The organism is Nonomuraea rhodomycinica (assembly GCF_013363995.1).
In the GTDB taxonomy this organism is placed as follows: Bacteria; Actinomycetota; Actinomycetes; order Streptosporangiales; family Streptosporangiaceae; genus Nonomuraea; species Nonomuraea rhodomycinica.
In genome coordinates this window covers 17,490-37,160 of sequence record NZ_JABWGO010000011.1, presented here as the reverse complement: position 1 = coordinate 37,160, position 19,671 = coordinate 17,490, and the positions used below count along the sequence as shown (strand labels likewise).

General features: G+C 72.8%; 19 protein-coding genes. 11 read left to right on the top strand and 8 right to left on the bottom strand.

The annotated features are described in order from the left end of the window. Window positions 1-15 precede the first annotated feature (15 nt). Window positions 16-795, top strand: coding sequence for an RNA polymerase sigma factor SigF (locus HT134_RS33995; RefSeq protein ID WP_175592535.1), 780 nt, complete (start codon window positions 16-18; stop codon window positions 793-795). A 5-nt stretch (window positions 796-800) separates the two neighbouring features. Here the strand turns inward: HT134_RS33995 and HT134_RS33990 are convergent, their stop codons facing one another. Continuing rightward, window positions 801-1,196, bottom strand: a complete 396-nt coding sequence (locus HT134_RS33990; RefSeq protein WP_175604584.1) for a hypothetical protein — start codon at window positions 1,194-1,196, stop codon at window positions 801-803. A 110-nt stretch (window positions 1,197-1,306) separates the two neighbouring features. Between HT134_RS33990 and HT134_RS33985 the strand changes: the two genes are divergently transcribed. Both HT134_RS33985 and HT134_RS33980 read left to right on the top strand, forming a co-directional pair. Next, entirely contained in the window at window positions 1,307-2,326 is a 1,020-nt protein-coding gene (locus HT134_RS33985; RefSeq protein WP_175604583.1) for a diacylglycerol/lipid kinase family protein, read from the top strand. 277 nt (window positions 2,327-2,603) lie between these two features. Then, entirely contained in the window at window positions 2,604-2,858 is a 255-nt protein-coding gene (locus HT134_RS33980; RefSeq protein WP_113705541.1) for a WhiB family transcriptional regulator, read from the top strand. 162 nt (window positions 2,859-3,020) lie between these two features. Here the strand turns inward: HT134_RS33980 and HT134_RS33975 are convergent, their stop codons facing one another. After that, window positions 3,021-4,562, bottom strand: a complete 1,542-nt coding sequence (locus tag HT134_RS33975; RefSeq protein ID WP_175604582.1) for a sensor histidine kinase — start codon at window positions 4,560-4,562, stop codon at window positions 3,021-3,023. A 405-nt stretch (window positions 4,563-4,967) separates the two neighbouring features. On the opposite strand from HT134_RS33975, the gene HT134_RS33970 reads away from it, so the two are divergent. After that, entirely contained in the window at window positions 4,968-5,687 is a 720-nt protein-coding gene (locus HT134_RS33970; RefSeq protein ID WP_175604581.1) for a GntR family transcriptional regulator, read from the top strand. A 66-nt stretch (window positions 5,688-5,753) separates the two neighbouring features. After that, window positions 5,754-6,476: a dethiobiotin synthase gene (gene bioD / locus HT134_RS33965; protein WP_175604580.1), complete on the top strand. Its 723-nt coding sequence runs from the start codon at window positions 5,754-5,756 to the stop codon at window positions 6,474-6,476. Between the two features lie 3 nt (window positions 6,477-6,479). Here the strand turns inward: bioD and HT134_RS33960 are convergent, their stop codons facing one another. Then, window positions 6,480-7,076 (bottom strand): hypothetical protein, encoded by a 597-nt coding sequence (locus HT134_RS33960; protein WP_175604579.1) that lies wholly within the window; start codon window positions 7,074-7,076, stop codon window positions 6,480-6,482. A gap of 102 nt (window positions 7,077-7,178) precedes the next feature. On the opposite strand from HT134_RS33960, the gene HT134_RS33955 reads away from it, so the two are divergent. From HT134_RS33955 to HT134_RS33935, 5 genes are all read left to right on the top strand, one after another. Next, window positions 7,179-8,147, top strand: coding sequence for a thermonuclease family protein (locus HT134_RS33955; RefSeq protein WP_175604578.1), 969 nt, complete (start codon window positions 7,179-7,181; stop codon window positions 8,145-8,147). An 89-nt stretch (window positions 8,148-8,236) separates the two neighbouring features. Continuing rightward, window positions 8,237-9,397 (top strand): sensor histidine kinase, encoded by a 1,161-nt coding sequence (locus HT134_RS33950; RefSeq protein ID WP_175604577.1) that lies wholly within the window; start codon window positions 8,237-8,239, stop codon window positions 9,395-9,397. Next, window positions 9,388-10,041, top strand: coding sequence for a response regulator (locus HT134_RS33945; RefSeq protein WP_175604576.1), 654 nt, complete (start codon window positions 9,388-9,390; stop codon window positions 10,039-10,041). Before HT134_RS33950 ends, HT134_RS33945 begins: the two co-directional genes overlap by 10 nt. Continuing rightward, complete coding sequence (locus tag HT134_RS33940) at window positions 10,038-10,820, top strand: DUF4097 family beta strand repeat-containing protein (RefSeq protein WP_175604575.1); 783 nt, start codon at window positions 10,038-10,040, stop codon at window positions 10,818-10,820. Before HT134_RS33945 ends, HT134_RS33940 begins: the two co-directional genes overlap by 4 nt. A gap of 57 nt (window positions 10,821-10,877) precedes the next feature. After that, window positions 10,878-12,524 (top strand): acetolactate synthase, encoded by a 1,647-nt coding sequence (locus tag HT134_RS33935; protein WP_175604574.1) that lies wholly within the window; start codon window positions 10,878-10,880, stop codon window positions 12,522-12,524. Window positions 12,525-12,530: 6 nt separating this feature from the next. Here the strand turns inward: HT134_RS33935 and HT134_RS33930 are convergent, their stop codons facing one another. Next, window positions 12,531-14,354 carry a serine/threonine protein kinase gene (locus HT134_RS33930; RefSeq protein ID WP_175604573.1) on the bottom strand — a complete coding sequence of 608 codons (1,824 nt, stop codon included), beginning with the start codon at window positions 14,352-14,354 and terminating at the stop codon, window positions 12,531-12,533. Window positions 14,355-14,633: 279 nt separating this feature from the next. Here HT134_RS33930 and HT134_RS33925 point away from each other — a divergent pair, with 279 nt between their 5' ends. Continuing rightward, on the top strand, window positions 14,634-15,017 hold the full coding sequence (locus HT134_RS33925) for a thioesterase family protein (protein ID WP_175604572.1): 384 nt from the start codon (window positions 14,634-14,636) through the stop codon (window positions 15,015-15,017). On the opposite strand, the gene HT134_RS33920 is transcribed toward HT134_RS33925, so the two are convergent. From HT134_RS33920 to HT134_RS33905, 4 genes are all read right to left on the bottom strand, one after another. Further along, window positions 15,007-15,219, bottom strand: a complete 213-nt coding sequence (locus HT134_RS33920; protein WP_175604571.1) for a biotin/lipoyl-binding carrier protein — start codon at window positions 15,217-15,219, stop codon at window positions 15,007-15,009. The two genes, HT134_RS33925 and HT134_RS33920, sit on opposite strands and share 11 nt — an antisense overlap. Before the next feature lie 33 nt (window positions 15,220-15,252). Further along, window positions 15,253-16,641, bottom strand: a complete 1,389-nt coding sequence (locus HT134_RS33915) for an acetyl-CoA carboxylase biotin carboxylase subunit (protein ID WP_312888655.1) — start codon at window positions 16,639-16,641, stop codon at window positions 15,253-15,255. A 342-nt stretch (window positions 16,642-16,983) separates the two neighbouring features. Beyond that, window positions 16,984-18,249, bottom strand: coding sequence for an HD-GYP domain-containing protein (locus tag HT134_RS33910; RefSeq protein ID WP_175604569.1), 1,266 nt, complete (start codon window positions 18,247-18,249; stop codon window positions 16,984-16,986). Then, window positions 18,246-19,616, bottom strand: a complete 1,371-nt coding sequence (locus HT134_RS33905) for an HD-GYP domain-containing protein (protein WP_175604568.1) — start codon at window positions 19,614-19,616, stop codon at window positions 18,246-18,248. Before HT134_RS33905 ends, HT134_RS33910 begins: the two co-directional genes overlap by 4 nt. Window positions 19,617-19,671: the final 55 nt, after the last annotated feature.

Here is a 19,671-nt window from a genome sequence, read left to right as displayed (position 1 = left end):
GAAAGGACTGGAGCGATGGCCACCAGCGACCACGCTGTGCCCGACCGGGTCCGTGCCCGCATGCTGTTCGCCGAGCTGGCCGAGCTCGGGCCCGAGGAGCCGCGCCGTCAGCGCATCAGGGACGAGCTGGTGGAGCTCCACCTTCCGCTGGTCGAGTACCTCGCGCGGCGCTTTCGCAACCGCGGCGAATGGCTCGACGACCTCACCCAGGTCGCCACGATCGGGCTCATCAAGTCGATCGACCGGTTCGACCTCAACCGCGGCGTGGAGTTCTCCACCTACGCGACGCCGACGATCGTCGGCGAGATCAAGCGGCACTTCCGCGACAAGGGCTGGGCGGTCCGGGTGCCGCGCCGGCTGCAGGAGCTCAAGCTCTCGCTGACGAAGGCGATAAGCGATCTGTCGCAGCGCGAGGGGCGCGCGCCGACGGTCGCCGAGCTGGCCGCCTACCTCAAGATGACCGAGGAGGAGGTGCTGGAGGGGCTGGAGTCGGCCAACGCCTACTCGACGGTGTCCCTCGACGCGCCCGACTCCGGCGACGACGACGCGCCCGCCGTGTCCGACTCGCTCGGCATCGTGGACGAGTCGCTCGAAGGGGTCGAGTACCGCGAGTCGCTCAAGCCGCTGCTCGAACGCCTGCCGCCGCGTGAGAAGCGCATTCTCCTGCTGCGGTTCTTCGGCAACATGACGCAGTCCCAGATCGCCACCGAGCTGGGCATCTCGCAGATGCACGTCTCGCGCCTGCTGGCCCGCACGCTGGCCCAGCTGCGCGAGGGCCTCACCGCCGACGACTGACGCCGTCAGCGGGTTTCCTGGCCGTCGCCGTACAACGCCTTGGTGGTGGGGGGTGCGAGCACGGCGGCCAGGCCGATCACCGCCACCGCGACCAGCGGCACCCCCAGGTCGGGCCGGCCGGAGTCGATGAGCGTGATCGCGACGGGCAGCACGAAGACCTGGGCGAGCACGGTCGGCGTCCTGCCCCACCGCTCGCCTCTCAACAGGCCGCCCCACGCCACCCAGAGCAGCCCGGCGCCGATCAGCATGCCGAAGGCCGCCTCGGCGACGGCACTGGTCACGTCGGCGGCCAGCCCGCGCGCGGTCTCGACCGCCACGAAACCGCCCAGCCCGAACGTCACGAGGCCCTCCAGGGCGACGACGACGGCGGCGACCAGCAGGCTCAGGGGACGCTTCGACACACGGGAACCCTATCCGCTCCGGCCGCCGGTCCGGTCTCCGCCCGGGGCTTCAGGTGCGAAACCGGGATCTTCTCGACAAGACAGACATCCATCATGGATACGCTGGCCTCATGCGCGCGATGCTGCTGGTCAACCCCAAGGCGACGACCACGAACGCCCGCACCCGGAACGTGCTGCTCCGGGCGCTCGGGGCGGCCATGGAGCTGACCGTCGAGGAGACCGGCTACCGGGGCCACGCGGCGTCGCTGGCCGCCACCGCGCGCGCCAAGGGGTACGACGTGGTGGCCGTCCTCGGCGGCGACGGAACGATCAACGAGACGGTGAACGGCCTCCTCAACCCCGTCAACGGCATCGCCGCCCGGCCCTCCGGCCCCGGCGACGACGGCGCCCCCGCCCCCTCCGTCGCCGACGCCGTCGCCGACGACAACCCGAGTGCCGGGCGTCCGGCGGTGATCGTCATCCCCGGCGGCAGCGCCAACGTGTTCGCCCGCGGGCTCGGCCTGCCGAACGACCCCGTGGAGGCCACCGGCGCGGTGCTGGAGGCGCTGCGCGAGGGCCGCCGCAGGACCGTCGGCCTGGGCCAGGCCCTCTGGGAGAACGAGAGCCGATATTTCACCTTCTGCGCGGGCCTGGGGTACGACGCCGAGGTCGTCCGGGCCGTCGAGGGGCTGCGCGGCGCCGGCCGCAAGGCGACGCCCGCCCGCTACGTGAACACCGCGCTACGGCACTATGTCGCGACCGACAAGCGGCGTCCGGCGATGACGCTGACCGGTCCGGGCATCCCCACCGCAGCGGGGATCTTCATGGCGATCATCTCCAACACCTCACCCTGGACGTACGTCGGCACGCGCCCGGTCCGCCCCACGCCGTGGGCCTCCTTCGAGACCGGCCTCGACATGCTGGGACTCCAGCGCATGGGCCTGACCTCGTTGATGCCGCTCATCCAGCACATTCTCACGGAGAGTGACGCCCTTCCGTCCGGACGGCACCTCGTCCAGCTGCACGACGAACCCGAGTTCACCCTCACCGCCGACCGCCCGGTGGCCTTCGAGCTGGACGGGGACTACCTGGGCGAACGCGAATCCGTAACGTTCCGGTCTATCCCGAACGCGTTACAAGTCCTGGTCTAGCTGGTTACATTCGGTCATTGTGTGACGCATCCGACATCCATTACGGCCAAAACTTCGCCCGGAACCCCTTGCGTGCACTCTCCGTGGCTGACAGGCTCAGACTGACGTCGGAACGTAGGACGTTTAACCAGAACCCCGAGGTCGTTCCGGTCGTCCGGCGAGCAATTCCCGGTCCCCCATGGTCCGGGTCCTTGCTCGCGCGCCTTAGTGAAACTCTTCACAAAGTAGTAGCCGCACGGAGCCCGACCACCGGCTCCATCTACTAAGGAGTGGACGCATGGACTGGCGCCACCGAGCTGCCTGCCGTGACGTGGACCCCGAGCTGTTCTTCCCGATCGGCAACACCGGCCCCGCGCTCATGCAGATCGAGGAGGCCAAGCAGGTCTGCCGTTCCTGCCCGGCCGTGGACGCGTGCCTGAAGTGGGCCCTGGAGTCCGGCCAGGACGCCGGCGTCTGGGGCGGCCTGAGCGAGGACGAGCGTCGCGCGCTCAAGCGCCGCACGGCCCGTGCCCGCGCCCGCGCCTCCGCCTGACCCCACCCGACCGCGACACCCCGTCCCCGGAGCCCCTGCCCCCGGCAGTCGCCCCCGGCACGTCGAAGTCCTCGAAGCGATCCGTACGGCCGCCAGTCCCCCGCCGCGACACCGCGGCGGGCGCGGCCGTCTCACCATCGGCCTCGAGCATCCCGCGGACCGTCACCCGGCGGGCAGCGGGATCGACAGCATGACCTCCGTGCCGCCGCCCTCGCGCGGCCCGATCGAGAGCTTTCCGGACAGCTCCCCCTCCACCAGCGTGCGCACGATCTGCAACCCGAGGCTCGTGGAGCTGTCGAGGTCGAACCCCTCCGGCACCCCCTGACCGTCGTCCCAGACGGTCACGTTGAGCCGGTCGTCGCCGGGCCCGACCCGCTCCACCACGACCTGCAGCCGCCTCGGCCTGCCGTGCTGGAGCGCGTTCTGCAGCAGCTCGGTCAGCGCCATCGCCAGCGGCGTGGCGATCAGCGACGGCAGCACGCCGAACGCCCCCACCCGGCGCGGCGTGACCGCGGACTCCGCGGCCGACACCTCTCCCGCCATCGCGATGACCCGGTCGGCGATGTCGTCGAAGTCGACGAACTCCTCCGGCGCGTGGGAGAGCGTCTCGTGGACGATCGCGATGGACCCGACCCTGCGCACCGCCTCCTCCAGCGCCTCGCGCCCCTCCGGCACCTGCAGGCGCCTGGCCTGCAGCCGCAGCAGCGCCGCGACGGTCTGCAGGTTGTTCTTGACGCGGTGGTGGATCTCGCGGATCGTCGCGTCCTTGGTCATCAGCTCGCGCTCGCGCCGCCGCAGCTCCGTCACGTCGCGGATGAGCACCAGCGCGCCGATGCGCCCCCCGCCGACGATCAGCGGGATGGCGCGCAACTGCACGATCGTGCCGCCGGACTCGACCTCGGTCTCCTTGGCGGCCCGCCCGCTGGCCACGATCATCAGGTCTTCGTTGATCGGCTCGTCGGAGTAGCACAGGGTGGCGGTCACCCGGCCCAGCTCCGCGCCCACGAGGTCGGCGTGCAGGCCGAGCCGCCGGTAGGCCGACAGCGCGTTCGGCGACGCGTACGTCACCCGGCCGCCCCGGTCGAGCCTGAGCAGCCCGTCGCCCACGCGCGGCGAGCGGACCAGGATCGGCTCGTCGCCGGAGAACGGGAAACGCCCCTCGGCGACCATCTGCGCCAGGTCGGAGGCGCTCTGGAGGTAGGTCAGCTCCAGGCGCGACGGGGTGCGCGCCGACGACAGGTTGGTGGAGCGCTGGATGACCGCGAGGAAGCGGCCCTGCCCGTCGGGCAGCACCCGCCGCACGGGGATCGTCTCCTCGCGCACGGGCACGCCCGTGGACCAGTCGGGGTCGCCCTCGCGGCAGATGCGCCGCTCGTTCCAGGCGGTGTCGATCAGGTGGCGCTCGCCGCGCGCGACGACGGTGCCCACGACGTCGTCGTGGTAGACGGTCGGGCCGGTCGTCGGGCGCATCTGCGCGATGGCGATCCAGCCGCCGCCGTACCGCTCCCCGTGGCCGTTCTCGGTGCGTCCCGCACGCCCCTCGCCGGCCTCCGCGGCGGGCGGGAGCAGCGGGGCCCACAGGATGAGGTCGGCGAAGGACAGGTCGGCGAGCAGCTGCCAGTCGGAGACCAGCGAGTGCAGCCATTCGAGGTCCGCCGCGTCGAGAGCGGTGTGGCGGACGACGAGGTCGCTGAGAGTGGGCACACTGCATCATGCGCGCTGTCCCGCCGTACGACCAAACCGGCCCCCCGGTTCGGTGCACTCAACCAGCCTTTTCCGGGAATCTCACATTGTGAGAACCGTCACACTGTCCCGGGCGCTCGTGTCCAGGGGAAACGGTCCCGGGGAGCCGGAGGTGATCCAGACGTCGGACCAGACGGCCAGATCGTACGTCGTCGGCACGGGTCTCGTACCGGCCTCGGTTGCGGCCGCCTCCGCCGCGATGGATATCCTTCTCCATCAACCCGAGCCGCGTCGACGCCTCCGCCCGCCCTCGGCGCCGGACGGCCGCTCTTGCCTGCGGTTGACCGCTCGGGCCAATCTGAGTTCCGATGATCTAGCGGTGATCCGACACGCCCTCACCGCCGTGGCAGAAGTGAAGGTGAGAGCGTGACGGACGACGGCCCTCGCGTACCGAAGTACTACGACGTGAAGCGCAGCCTGCTCGAGCTCACCAAGAGCCTCCCGGCCGGCACGGCGCTGCCTCCGGAGCGGACGCTGGCCGTGCGGTTCGAGACCTCGCGCACGACCGTGCGGCAGGCGTTGACGGAGCTGGTGGTCGAGGGACGGCTGCTGCGCATCCAGGGCAAGGGCACGTTCGTCGCCCAGCCGAAGGTGGCGCAGGTGCTCCAGCTCACCTCGTACATCGGCGACCTGCGCACCGCCGGGCTGGAGCCGGACACGAAGATACTGGAGATCGGCTACATCACCGCCGACGAGGCGCTGGCCCGCCGCCTGGCGATCAACCCGGGCGGGCGCGTGCTGCGCATCCACCGGCTCCGCCTGGCCAACGGCGAGCCGGTGTCGATCGACACCACCCACCTGTCGGCGCGCCGCTTCCCCCGGCTGCGGCGCGAGCTGGAGGTCCACTCTTCGCTGTACGAGACGCTGCACAACGCCTACAACGTGCGGCTCACGGACGCCGAGGAGATCATCGAGACGGTCCTCGCGACGCCGTACGACGCCAAGGCGCTGGGGGTGGACGTGGGCCTGCCGATGCTGCTGCTGACCCGGCACGCCTTCGACGCCGACGGCAACCCCGTCGAGTGGGCCCAGTCCCTCTACCGCGGTGACCGGTACAAGTTCGTCACGCGGCTGCGTCGCCCCTGAGCGGCTGACGGGCTCCAGGGAGACCGCCTCCGACCCGCGGGTTCCCCGGCACCCTAGGCTTGAGGGGTGAGTGTGCTCGTCGTCAGCGGGACCGACACCGGGGTCGGCAAGACCGTCGTCACCGCCGCGGTGGCCGCGCTGGCGCGCCTGCGCGGGTCGAGCGTGGCCGTGGTGAAGCCGGCGCAGACCGGTGCGGCACCCGGCGAGCCGGGCGACCTGGACCACGTCATCCGGCTGTCCGGCGTGACGACGACGTTCGAGCTGGCCCGTTACCCGGCCGCCCTGTCGCCCGCCGCAGCCGCGCGGGCCGGCGGGGTCGCCCCCGTGTCGCTGGAGGCCGCGGCCGGGCGGATCGGCGAGCTGGCCGAGACCCACCGGCTCGTGCTGGTCGAGGGCACCGGCGGGCTGCTGGTGCGCTACGACGAGGACGGCGGCACGATCGCCGACCTGGCGCGCGCCCTCCGGGCGCAGGTGCTGGTCGTCGCCCGCGCCGGCCTCGGCACGCTCAACCACACGGCGCTCACGCTGGAGGCCATGGCCAACCGCGGGCTCGGCCTGGCCGGCGTGGTGATCGGTGCGTGGCCGGCCGAGCCGGGCGCGGCCGAGCTGAACGACGTGGCCGACCTGGAGATGCTGGCCGCCCGTCCGCTGGCCGGCGTGCTGCCGGAGGGCATCGGGGCGCTCGGCCCCGAGGAGTTCGCCGAGGAGGCGAGGCGCGGGCTCGCGATGACGCTGGGCGGCGGCTTCGACTCCGCGGCGTTCAAGCGGCGCCTCGGGCTGCTCCCCTGACCCCTACCGGCCGCAGGACGCCTCAGGCAGCTCACACACCTTCTCGGCCATCCGCTCGGCGCGCCCGACGAGCTCGCGGAAGCCGCGGAGGGGCAGTGACCTGGTCGGGTAGACCGGCTCGCCGCTCGTGGCCGCCACGTACACCGCGGCGCCCCGCCGTACGACGACGGCCTGCTCGCCGCTCTCGTAGAAGCGCCCGCCCGCGCGCAGCCCGTCGTCGCCCACGTCGAGCGGCTTGCTGAAGTACCGGTAGCGCTTGATGCCCTTGCCCACGTCGGCGCAGCGCGCGAGCTCGGCGCGCAGCCCCCGCATGGCGCGCTCGGCCGCCGCCGGGTTCCTGTAGAGCACGAGCTGCTCCTGGTCGACGCGGCTCGGGCTCTCGTGGACGACGCTGCGCGCGGCCACCCGGCCCGTGTCCCACGGCCTGGCCCGGAAGCACGGGTTGAGCGCCAGCGGGCGCTTGAGCGAGTCGCTGACCTTGTAGGCCTCGTCCTGGGTCGCCGGCGGGTGCGTCTCCGAGGGGAGGAACCCCTTCGGCAGCCCGCCCCCGCCGCTCAGCACCCCCGCCAGGGCGAGCACGGCCATCCCCGTCTGGATCATCTGGACCTCCATCGTCCGTTGACTCATCCATGAGATGACCATGGTGCGCCATTGGTTCGGATATCACGGGACTTGTCGGCCGAACAGGGTGATGATGCAGGCATGGCAAAGGCGATCGAACAACCCGTTCCCGGCATCACGGTTGGCCATGGCCTCCTCGCCCGGCGCAACGGCCAGGCCGAACCCGTGGACAAGATCGTCCACGACGGCGACACGATCAACATCGCGGCCGACGGGAACTTCGGCGTCCGCATGCTGGGCGTCGACGCCCCCGAGGTCAGCTTCGAGCTGCCCCAGAGCCCCGACTTCCCGGACTTCCCGGGCGGCTTCGTCAAGATCGAGCATCCGGCCTGGACGACGTTCCTGACCGATCCCTTCGCCAAGGGCCTGCCCGAGCTGTCGCTCCGCACGGCGCTGCGCGCGAACCTCACGGCCCGGCTCGGCCCGCGCGCCGCCGCCAACCACGCCGCCCACGCCGCGCCCGCCACGAAGGCGCTCAAGGAGATGATCGCCGCCGACATCGCCGAGCAGGGCCTCACCGAAGCCACGTTCAAGTTCCGGCTCGCCTTCGCGCACGAGATCCTCGACCGGTACGGCCGGCTGCTCTGCTACGTCAACCGCGACCAGCGCGACCGGCCCCGCCCCGACCCGTACAACGAGCGGCTGCTCACGGCCGGGCACGTGATCCCGTACTTCATCTGGCCCAACGTGGACCCGTTCGTGCGCCAGGAGGGCCGCGTGGCCGACGCGGTGCCCCCGCCGGGCACGGCCCGCTCGATCGGCGAGGCAGGAGCCCTCGGCCGCGCCCGCGAGGCGGTGCGGCAGGCCCGCGGGAGCGGGCTCGGGCTGTGGGACCCCGCGGACCCGCTCGCGATCCTGCCGTTCGAGCTGCGCTTCCTGGCCCAGCGCCGGGCGCCCGACCGGTACGTGCTCGACCTGTCGGACGACGCCCGCGAACTGCTGCACCCGCAGAGCTACTTCCGCGTCCCGAACCCCGAGGACCGGCTGTTCGTCAACGCCGAGCACGCGCCGCTCTTCCACGAGAAGGGCTGGTCGGTGCCGCCCTTGTGAGGCCCCGCCGGGGGTGGGGCGAACCCCACCCCCGGAGCGCCCACCAGGCCCCTGTCGCGCGGAGGGCCGGGATCAATACCGTTGACGGCATGAAAGTCCCCCGGCCCTGGTCGGCGCGGGCCTGGCTGGACACCGCCCACGTGATGACCGGCCTGCCGGTCGCCGTGGTCCTCGGCGTGCTGACGCTCGCGCTGGCCGTCGTCCCGGCCGCGCTGCGCCGCGGCCTGCCCGCGTTCACCCGGGTGCAGCGCTCCCGGTTCGCGGCGTTCCAGGGCGCGCACATCCCGCGCATCGGCGAGCCCGGCGGCTGGCGCGACGCCTCGACGTGGCGCCAGCTCGGCTACCACCTGCTGTCCCCCGTGGTCAGCGCCGCCGGCGCGCTGCTCGTCGGCCTCGGCTGGGGCGGAGCCCTGGTGGGGCTGACGGCCTTCGCCCAGCCGTGGTTGCAGCCACCGCCCCTGGTGTTCGTGTTCGACCTGCGCGACCCCCGCATCGCCGGCCTCTACACGGCCGTGGGGCTGGTCCTCCTGCTGGCCTCGCCCGTGGTGGCGCGCGGCATGGCGGCGCTGGACCTGGCGGTGGCCCGCATGCTGCTCGGCCCGAGCCGTTCCGAGCTCGACCGGCGCATCGAGACGCTGACCGAGAGCCGGGCCGGGGTGATCGACGCCGCCGACGCCGAGCGCCGCCGCATCGAGCGCGACCTGCACGACGGCGCCCAGCAGCGGCTCGTGTCCCTGGCCATGAACCTCGGCCTGGCCCGGGCCACCCTCACCGACCTGCCCGAGCCGGCCCGCCAGGCCATCGCGCAGGCCCACGAGGAGGCCAAGCAGGCGCTCAAGGAGCTGCGCGACTTCGTCCGCGGCCTGCACCCGGCCGTGCTCAACGACCAGGGCCTCGACGCGGCCCTGTCCGGCGTCGCCGCCCGCGCCCCCTTCCCGGTGCGGCTGCGCGTGCGCATCGACCGGCGGCCGACGCCCACGATCGAGGCCGTGGCGTTCTTCGTGGTCTCGGAGGCGCTGACCAACATCGCCAAGCACGCCGCCGCGTCCCACGCCGAGATCGTCGTGACCCGCGACGGCGAGCGGCTGCGCGTGCGCGTCCACGACGACGGGCACGGCGGTGCCACACTGGACGCCGGCACCGGCCTGCGCGGCCTGGCGCAGCGCGTGGGAGCGGTGGACGGCGCGTTCATGCTGACCAGCCCGCCCGGCGGGCCGACGACGATCGAGGTGGAGCTGCCGTGCGAGTAGTGCTCGCGGAGGACTCGGTGCTGCTGCGCGAGGGGCTGGTGCGGCTGCTCGACGCGGCCGGCATGCGGGTGGTGGCCGCGGTCGCCGAGGCCGAGAGCCTGCTGCGCGCCGCCGAGGAGCACCGGCCCGACCTCGTGGTCACCGACGTCCGGATGCCGCCCACGCACACCGACGAGGGCCTGCGCGCCGCGCTCGTGCTGCGCCGCCAGCAGCCCGGCCTGGCCGTGCTCGTGCTGTCGCAGTACGTCGAGGAGCGCTACGCCGCCCAGCTCCTGTCCTCCGCGGCCGGCGGCGTCGGCTACCTGCTCAAGGACCGGGTGGCGGACGTGACCGACTTCATGGACGCGCTGCGGCGCGTGGCGGCGGGCGGCACGGCCCTCGACCCCGAGGTGGTCTCCCAGCTCCTCCTGCGCGGCCACAGCGACCCGCTGGACCGGCTGACGCCCCGCGAGCGGGAGGTGCTCAAGCTGATGGCCGAGGGCCGCTCCAACGCCGGCATCGGCCAGGAGCTCGTCCTCAGCGAGGGCGCCGTCGGCAAGCACATCGGCAACATCTTCACCAAGCTGGACCTCGCGCCGGCCGAGGGCGACCACCGGCGCGTCCTGGCCGTCCTGCGCTTCCTCGACGTCAGGAGCACGCCGTGAGAGCGATCTGGCTGGCCGCGGGCACGGTCTTCACCTCGATCGTGCTCGTCGTGGCCACGGCGCTGCTCTACAACGGGTTCGCGGACGCCGATCCGCCCATCGAGGTCTCGCGCGGCTCCTTCCCGTTCCACGGCTCCCAGGTGCGGCTGGTGGTCGAGGACGGCGTCTCCGACGTGCTGATCCAGAGCGGAGAGGCCGGGGAGGTCGTCGTGGAGCGGCAGGTCCGCTGGCTGCGCAGGAAGCCCGAGGTCACCGAGGAGTGGGGCTCCGGCACCTTGCGGGTCAGCTCCGACTGCCAGGTTCGCGACCGTTCCGACCGCTCCGGCCCGCTCCCCTGCGAGGTCGGGTACAGCATCGCGGTGCCGCCGGAGACCTCCCTCGACACCAGCACGGCCAGCACGCCCCTCCAACTGGCGAACATCCCCGGCAAGCTGCGGGTGACCTCCGTCTCCGGCGACGTGCACATGGACGGCGTCCCCGGCGACCTGCACGTCAGGAGCGGCTCGGGCGACGTCGAGGCGACGGCGCTGAGCGGCGAGCGCGCCGACGTCGAGGTCGGCACCGGCCGCGTGCACCTGGGCTTCCGCCAGCCGCCGGCCGAGGTGCGGGCGGTCGTGCGGACGTCCGGGACGGTCTCGGTCGAGGTGCCCCGCAGAGCGACCTACGACGTGACCGCCACGGCTCCCAAGGTGGACGTCGACGTCCCTCGCCAGATCGGCGCCCCCCGCCGGATCACCGCCTCGGTGGCCGAGGGCGTGATCGACATCTGCTGCGACTGATCCGCCGTCCTGCGTTGCTTCCTGTTTACTCGTGTGACTGGTTGGTAAGTTCCCGGCATGGAGTCTGCGAAGCACGCCGGTGACGCCGCCGTCGCCGTGTCCAAGGCCTACGGCGTCGAGACCATGTTCACCCTGTCCGGAGGGCACGTCTTCCCTCTGTACGACGGCGCCGTCCACGAGGGGATGCGCATCCTCGACGTGCGCCACGAGCAGAGCGCCGTGTTCGCCGCCGAGGCCACGGCCCGCCTGACGCGCAAACCCGGCCTGGCCGTGCTCACCGCGGGCCCCGGCGTCACCAACGGCGTCAGCGGCGTGGCCACGGCCCACTTCAACGGCTCCCCCGTGGTCGTCCTCGGCGGCCGGGCGCCGCGCTCGCGCTGGGGCAGCGGCGCCCTGCAGGAGATGGACCACCCGCCGCTGCTCGGCCCGATCACCAAGCTGGCCTTCACCGCCAGCGACGCCGAGACGCTCGGTCAGGACGTCGAGGTGGCCTTCCGCACGGCCGTCGCGCCCCACCGCGGCCCGGTCTTCCTCGACATGTACATGGACGACCTGTTCGCCCCGTCCGCCATCCACGACGTCGAGACGCAGACCCCCTCGCCGCTGGAGCCGGATCCCGACTCGCTGGCCGCCATCGCCCGCCTCATCGCCGAGGCCGAGCGTCCCGTGCTCGTCTACGGGTCGGACGTGTGGATGGAGCGGGCCGAGGAGGCCGCCCGCGACTTCGCCGAGACCTGGCGGCTGCCCGTCATCCCCAACGGCCAGGGCCGCGGCATCCTGCCCGCCGGCCACGACCTGCTGGTCACCCGCGCCCGCGGCCTCGCCTTCGGCCAGGCCGACCTCGTCGTGGTCGTCGGCACGCCGCTCGACTTCCGCCTGGGCTACGGCTGGTTCGGCGGCAAGGAGGGCGCGCCGCTCGCCAAGGTCGTCCACATCGCCGACGCGCCGTCGCAGCTGGCCACCCACATGCAGCCCGCCGCCTCGGCCGCCGGCGACCTGTCCGTGGTCTTCTGGGGCCTCACGGCGGCCTGCGGCGAGGCCGGGGTCAAGCCCGACCACCACGCCGCCTGGGTGTCCCGCCTGGCGGAGACGGCCGCCGCGGCCATCGCCGGCGACGCCGACCTGCTCGCCGCCGACTCCGACCCCATCCACCCGATGCGGATCTACGGCGAGCTGGGCAAGGTGCTGGACGACGACGCCGTGGTCATCGGCGACGGCGGCGACTTCGTCTCCTACGCCGGCAAGTACGTCGAGCCGCGCCGCCCGGGCAACTGGCTCGACCCCGGCCCCTACGGCTGCCTCGGCACCGGCCTCGGCTACGCCATCGCGGCCCGCCTGGCCCGGCCGTCCGCGCAGATCGTGCTGCTCATGGGCGACGGCGCGGCCGGCTTCTCCCTCATGGACGTCGACACGCTCGTGCGCCACCGCCTGCCCGTCGTCATGGTCTGCGGCAACAACGGCATCTGGGGCCTGGAGAAGCACCCCATGCGCATGCTGTACGGCTACGACGTGGCCGCCGAGCTCCAGCCGCAGTGCCGCTACGACCAGGTGGTCACGGCGCTCGGCGGCGGCGGCGAGCTGGTGACCAGGCCCTCGGAGATCGGGCCCGCGCTGCGCCGCGCCTTCGACTCCGGCGTGCCGTACATGGTCAACATCGCCACCGACCCCGAGATCGCCTACCCGCGCAACACGACGGGGGTGTGAGAGCCGCTAGTTCTTGTACGGGGACGTGGCCCCGGTGGGCGTGGGACTGCCGGAGGGACAGGTGCCGCCCTCGATGAGCACCAGGGTGACGGGCTTCTTGGGGGCGAGCATCGTCCCGGCCTCGGGGATGGACTCACCGACCCTGAGGCAGTCCTGCGGCACCGCGCCCCGGGTCTGGTCGTCCACCTTGATCGTGAACCCGGCGTTCAGGATGGCCGCCCTCGCCTGCGGGAAGGGCAGCTCCACCACGGGCGGCACGGCCCTCTTCACGACCGTCGGCGTGGGCGTGGGCGACGGCGACTTCTTGGTGACCGTCGGCGTGGGCGAGGGCGACCTGGTGGGCTCCCGGGTCGGCTCCTCGGTCTGCGCCGGCTCCTCGGTCTCGGTCGGCTGGGTCGGGACGGGCTCGTGGGTCGTCGGCTTGGGCTTGGAGGGCCGTCTGGTCGTCTTGGTCGCCTTGGGGGTGGTGGAGGTCTCCGAGCCCACGCCGGACGTGGTGGCCGTGGGGATGGGCGGATCCTCCTGGGGGTTGAGGCCCGTCAGGGCGACGGCGCCGGCGCCCGCCCCGAGGACCACCGCGGCGGCGATGCCCGCGATCAGGCCGCCCCGGCGCGGCGCCTTCCCGCCGCGCCGGCCGCCCTGCCGCGGGTTGGCCACGGTGGTGGCGTCCTGGGCCTGGAAGCCGCCCGTGCGCTGGCCGCCCGCCTGGGCGGGCTGCTGGGCCTGGTGGGAGCCGGTCTGCGGGTAGCCGTCGGACTGGTGCGCGCCCGTCTGGTAGCCGCTCTGGTGGGCTCCGGTCTGGTAGCCGCCCTGCTGGGCTCCGGTCTGGTAGCCGCCCTGCTGCTGGGCGCCCGTCTGGTAGCCGCCCTGCTGGGCGCCGGTCTGGTAGCCGTCCTGGGGGTGCGCGCCGGTCGGGTGGCCCGCGGCGGGATGGGCGCCGGTCGGGCCGGGATGCGTGGGCGCGGCCATCGTGGCCCCGGTGACGTGCTGCGTCGGGGCCGGCAGGGCCGGCGTCTGGCCGTTGGCGATCTGGCGGGCCGTCTCGCTCATCGCCTTGGCCGTCGGGAAGCGCCGCGCCGGGTCCTTGGACAGGGCGCACTCCACCAGCGCCCGCACCGCCGGCGGGATGTCCGCGGGCAGCGGGGGCGGCGCCTCGCGGATGTGCTTGAGCGCGATGGTGACGGCGCTGTCACCGTCGAAGGGACGCTGCCCGGCCAGGCACTCGTACGCCACGACGCCGAGCGCGTAGATGTCGACGGCCGGCGTCACCGGAGCGCCCTCGGCCTGCTCCGGCGCGCAGTAGGCGGCCGTGCCGAGCACCATGCCGGCGTCGGTGAGGCGGTTGGCGAGGTCGGAGCGGGCGATGCCGAAGTCGGTGAGCACGAGCGTGCCGTCGCGCTGCACGAGCAGGTTGCCGGGCTTGACGTCGCGGTGCACGATGCCCTGCTCGTGGACCGCCTGCAGGGCCGCCGCGGCCTGCGCGATGAGCTCCATCGCCGCCTGCGGCGGGATCCGGCCCAGGCGGGCCAGCAGCCGGTCGAGCGGCTCGCCGTCCACGAACTTCATCACGAGGTAGACGGTGTCGCCGCTGACGCCGTAGTCGTAGACGTCGACCACGCCCGAATGGTTGATCGTGGCCATCGCCCGCGCCTCCCCCTGGAAGCGGGCGACGAAGCCGGGATCGTCCATGCGGCCCGGGAGCAGCACCTTGACGGCGACGGTGCGGGCCAGCACGATGTCCTCGCCCCGCCAGACCTCGCCCATGCCGCCGGCGCCGATGCGGGTATCCAGGCGATACCGCCCCGCCAGCGTCGTCCCTTGGGCCACCATGCTTCCCCCGTTACCCCTTCGCCTCTGCGACCTCTCCCACCCCGGGGCTCTCCAACAAAGCGGACTTGTGTCGCGGTGAGATCACACAGAGGTCACGGAATTCCGAGAGTGTACGACTCAGAAATCCCACAAGCCACTTAACACACACAAGCCGTACAAACCCTATCCTGCGGCCTGGAGGCCGTGCTTGTCCGGGGATTGACGAGATCAGCATGCCCCGACGGCGCGGGATCGCGCTCACCCGCGGGCCTGCCGTGGCGGTGACAGTACGCTGTCGTCATGACGCTCGCGCCCGGCCTCCGCTCCCAGCTGCTCATCATGGTGGAGCGCGAGGACACGGCCCAGAAGGTGGGCAGCGGCGACGTGCCGGTGCTCGCCACACCCAAGCTGCTCACCTTCGCCGAGATGGCGACCGTCCAGGCCGTGCGCCCGCACCTCGCGCCCGGCCAGAGCACGGTCGGCACCCGCGTGGAGCTGGAGCACCTGGCGCCGAGCCCGCTGGGCGCGCACGTCCAGTTCACCACCGAGCTCACCCAGGTCGACGGCAAGCGGCTGGTCTTCGCGTTCGAGGCACGCGGCAAGGACAGAGTCGTCGGCCGTGGCACGATCGAGCGCGTCGTGGTCGACCGTGCCGCCTTCATGGAGCGCGCGACTACTCGATGACGGCGATGAGGTCGCCCTCCTGGATGACGTCGCCCTCGTTGACCTTGAGCTGCGTCACCACACCGTCGTCCTCGGTGAGGACCGGGATCTCCATCTTCATGGACTCGAGGATGACCAGGGTGTCGCCGTCGGACACCGTGTCACCCTCCTTGACGACGACCTTCCACACGTTCGCCACCATCTCGGCGCGTACCTCAGCCACCGGGGCTCCCCTCTTTCAACGGATCCAAGGATGTCATGCGCGACCGCCGCGCATCCGCCCGACGAGCCCGGTGTCATAGTCACCCGAGGCGAACTCCGCCTCGTCCAGCAGCTCGGCGCAGAACGGCAGGTTGTTCTTCGGCCCTTCCACGGTGAAGCCGGCGATCGCCTCGCGGGCCCGCTCCAGCGCCTGGCCGCGCGTCTCGCCGTGGACGCAGAGCTTGGCCATGAGGGGGTCGTAGAACGGGGTGACCGTGTTGCCCTCCTCGTAGCCGGAGTCGACGCGCACGCCCTCACCGGCGGGCTCGGCCCACGCGGTGATCGTGCCGGGTCCGGGGAGGAAGCGCTTGGGGTCCTCGGCGTAGACGCGGAACTCGAAGGCGTGTCCGCGCACCTCGGGACGCACCTCCGGCTGCTCGCCGGCCGCCACCCGAAGCTGGAGCTCCACCAGGTCGAGCCCCGTGACGAGCTCGGTGACCGGGTGCTCCACCTGGAGGCGGGTGTTCATCTCCAGGAAGACGAAGTCCTGCTTGTCGGCGTCGACCAGGCACTCGACGGTGCCGGCGCCGAGGTAGCCCACCGCCTCGCCGGCCCGCACGGCGGCGGCCAGCATGCGCTCGCGCAGCTCCTGCGTGATGCCGGGGGACGGCGACTCCTCGACCACCTTCTGGTGGCGGCGCTGCACGGAGCAGTCACGCTCGCCCAGCGCCACGACGGTGCCGTCGGGCAGGCCGAGGATCTGCACCTCGACGTGGCGGGCCCGCTCGATGTAGCGCTCCAGCAGGATCGCGGGGCCGGCCAGCGCGTCGCCCTCGCCGCCCTCCGCCGCGGCCGCCGCGAACCGGGCCGCCGCCCTGGCCGCCTGCTCGAACGCCTTGGCCAGGGCCTCCTCGTCGTGCGCGACGCTCATGCCGATGCCACCGCCGCCGCCCGCGGTCTTGACCATGACCGGGTAGCCGATGTCCAGGGCGGCCTTCCGGGCGAGCTCCAGGTCCGTGACCGGCTCGCGGGTGCCCGCGGCCACCGGCACGCCGGCGTCCTCCATCAGGTTGCGCGCGTTGATCTTGTCGCCCATCCGGTCGATCGCCTCGGGCGCCGGGCCGATCCAGACCAGACCGGCGTCGACGACGGCCCGGGCGAACGCGGCGTTCTCCGCGAGGAAGCCGTAACCGGGGTGGATCGCCCGCGCTCCGGTGGCGCGCGCGGCCTCCAGCACCTTTGCGGCGTCGAGGTAGCTCTGCGCGGGGTTGGCCGGGCCGATCAGCACGGCCTCGTCGGCCTCGCGCACGAACGGCAGGTCGGCGTCCGCCTCGGAGTGGACGGCGATGGCGCGCAGGCCCATCCGCTTGACCGTGCGGATGATCCGCCGGGCGATCTCCCCCCGGTTGGCGACCAGAACGGGTCCGAGCGTCTCAGTAAGCACGCCGCCCACCTTACGGGCGGCGTGACATCCGCCCGTTCCGCTGAAACGACTGATCCAAAGAGCGCGATCTGTAGGAAACCCACAATGATGTGCCATCCCGAACGCAGGGGAAACGAGGATGCGCGCGCTCGCGCTATAGAGGTCGGACGAGCGGGCGCCCTCGCCGCCCGGCCCGGCCGTGAGCCGGCGCTGGGGCGGGACTGGGGCCGCGCTGGGGCCGGGCTGGGGTGGTCCTCCGGCGCGGCTGGGGCGGCCCTGAGGCGCCCGCTGGGACGATGCCAGGGCTCAGGGACGGTGAACGGCGTCAGAGACCGTGGACGGCGTCAGAGACGGTGAACGGTGTCAGAGACGGTGGACGGCGGCGAGACGGTCGATGACCCGCGACAGCGCCTCGATGGCGGCCGGGTCGTAGGCCGAGCCGGCGGCCAGGCGGATGCGTTCGAGGGCCGCGCCCGCCCGGTCGCGGTCGGTCGAGCCGCCCACCAGGTCGTCGTAGGCGTTGGCGACCTTGATGATGCGGCTGGACAGCGGCGGGTCGTCGCTGATGGGGTCGCACTGGCGGCGCACCACGTCGGCCACCCGGTCCAGCACGCCCGTCTGCTTGATGACCTCGGCGCCCAGCTCGGCGATGCGCCGAGCCTGCTCCGGATCGGCCAGCACGGTGGCGCCGCCGGGGATCGGGTCGCGCAGCGAGAGCTGGCCGATGTCGTGCATGAGCGCGGCGTACTCCAGCTCCAGCAGCTCGGGCTCGGCCATCCCCAGCTCCCGGCCGATGGCCACGGCCAGCCGGCTCACCCGGCGCGAGTGGCCCGGCTCGACGTACCCGCCGACCTCGGTGACGCGCGACAGCGCCCGTACGGTCTGCAGGTAGGTGGCGCGGATCCCCGCGTACTTGCGGAAGGCCACCTGCGTGACCAGCAGCGGCGCGGCGAACACCAGCAGGGCGACGAGGTCCATGCTGTGGGTGGCCAGGGCGAGCAGCACGCCTGAGGCGGCCACCGCGGCGCCCAGCGGGAACGCCATGTTCAGCTCGTCGCGCACCGCGACCCGGAAGGCGGTGCGCACCTGCTCGGCCCGCAGCAGCGCGGCGATCAGCACGTCCACCAGCAGCGTGACCGCGATCAGCACCACCATCACCGCGAGCGCCGGCCACCACGTCGGGTCGGGCCCCTGCGTGAGCCTGAACAGCGGGTCGGCCAGCGGCCGGAACGCGAAGGCGAGCAGCGCGCCGGTGAGCAGCCGGCGGGCCATCGCGTCGAGCCGCGGCGGCCGGCCGACCGCGAGGTGCGGCAGCGCCCCGGCGATCATGCCGACGGCGATCACCGCCACGACCTGGAGCGCCGAGTGGCGGAGCTGGTCCTGGCTGAGGTCGAGCAGCAGCGTGTAGCCGAGGGCGGCGGCCGCCCCGATGGGCGCGACCTCCCTGTTGCCCGGCATGGTGAGCCGGGCCAGCTCCCCCACCGCGATGAGCGCGCCGAACCCGACCGCGATCTCGGGATGGTCGAGCCCGGTGGCGGCCGTGTGCGCGACCCCGGCGACGGCGACCAGCCCGGCCGCGCAGATCAGCAGGAGCTGACCGGAGTCGAGGCCCTGGAAGGCCCGGCTCACGGTCCGCTCACCACTTCGATGGGCATCGTGGGGTCGTCGTGGTCCTTGACCGCCGCCTCGTCGGCGTCGGGCGGCGGCGGCTCGACGCGGCGCGGCGGCTGCCACGGCTGGTGTTCGAGCGCCTTGACGAAGGCGCTCACCATGACGGGGTCGAACTGGGTGCCGGCGTTCTTGCGCAGCTCCTGCACGGCCACCTCGACCGGCCGCGCGCCCCGGTAGGAGCGGTCGGAGGTCATCGAGTCGAACGCGTCGGCCACCGCGATGATCCGCGCGAACTCCGGGATCTCGTCGCCGGCCAGCCCCATCGGGTAGCCCCTGCCGTCGTGGCGCTCGTGGTGGTGCATGATCCCGGCGTACGCCTCGTCGAGGAAGTCGATGCCGCGCACGATCTCCAGCCCCCGCATGGGGTGGAGCTGGATCGCGGCGAACTCCTCCTCGGTGAGCGGCCCCTCCTTCTGCAGCACCTTGGTGGGCACGCCGAGCTTGCCCACGTCGTGCAGCATGCCCGCGTAGCGGATGGCCCGCAGCCGCTCCTGGCCCATGCCGATCTCCTGGGCGATCATGCTGGAGGCGGCCGACACGCGGGTGCAGTGGCCCCGGGTGTAGTAGTCCTTGGTCTCCACCGCCTGGCACAGGGCCGCGATGGTGGCGTCGTACGAGCGCTGCTGGGCGTGGTACTGCCCGAACGCCCATCGGGCGACGAACAGCGGCACCAGCACCAGCACCGCCGAGATCGACTGCACGGTCGCCCACAGCCCCGCCACGAGCAGCCCGAACGTGCCGTACCCGAGGTAGGACAGCAGGAACTGGGCCAGGCCCCGCATCGGGACCTCCACGGCCCGCACCCCGGTCGCCAGGCGGATCATGGTGAGCGTGAGCAGGATGTTCAGCGGCACGAACACCGCCGTGGCCGCGACGTAGGGGCCGATCAGGTCGTCGAAGGCGTGCACCTCCGGCACCCCGATGCGGCCCCCGAGCTGTACGTAGACCCAGCCGGCCGCGTGACCGCAGATGGCGAACTGCGCGCCGTTGAAGAGCCGCTTGACCAGCGGCAACCCGGGCCGCACGCTCAACACCGCGGTGAACCCCACGAGCGCCGTGCCCTCCGGCCCCAGCAGCACCACGGCCGCCAGGGCGGCCGAGAAGCTCACCGACACCGCGAACTGCTCCACGTTGAGCAGGGTCGGCATCGACTCGCACACGAGGAACAGCAGGGCCAGCACGAGCAGCGTGCCCAGCTCCTCGGTGCCCAGGCGCCCGGGGGCCACCGCCTGCCCGAGGGTGGTCACGCTGTGGGCGATGACCCCGGCCCCGAGGGCGATGACGGTGACCAGGTAGACCCTCGCAGGCCACGACAGTTCACGCATGGCGGCCTCTCACGGCCGGTTCAGGTCCACGAGACCCCGGGCGGGATGAGGCCCC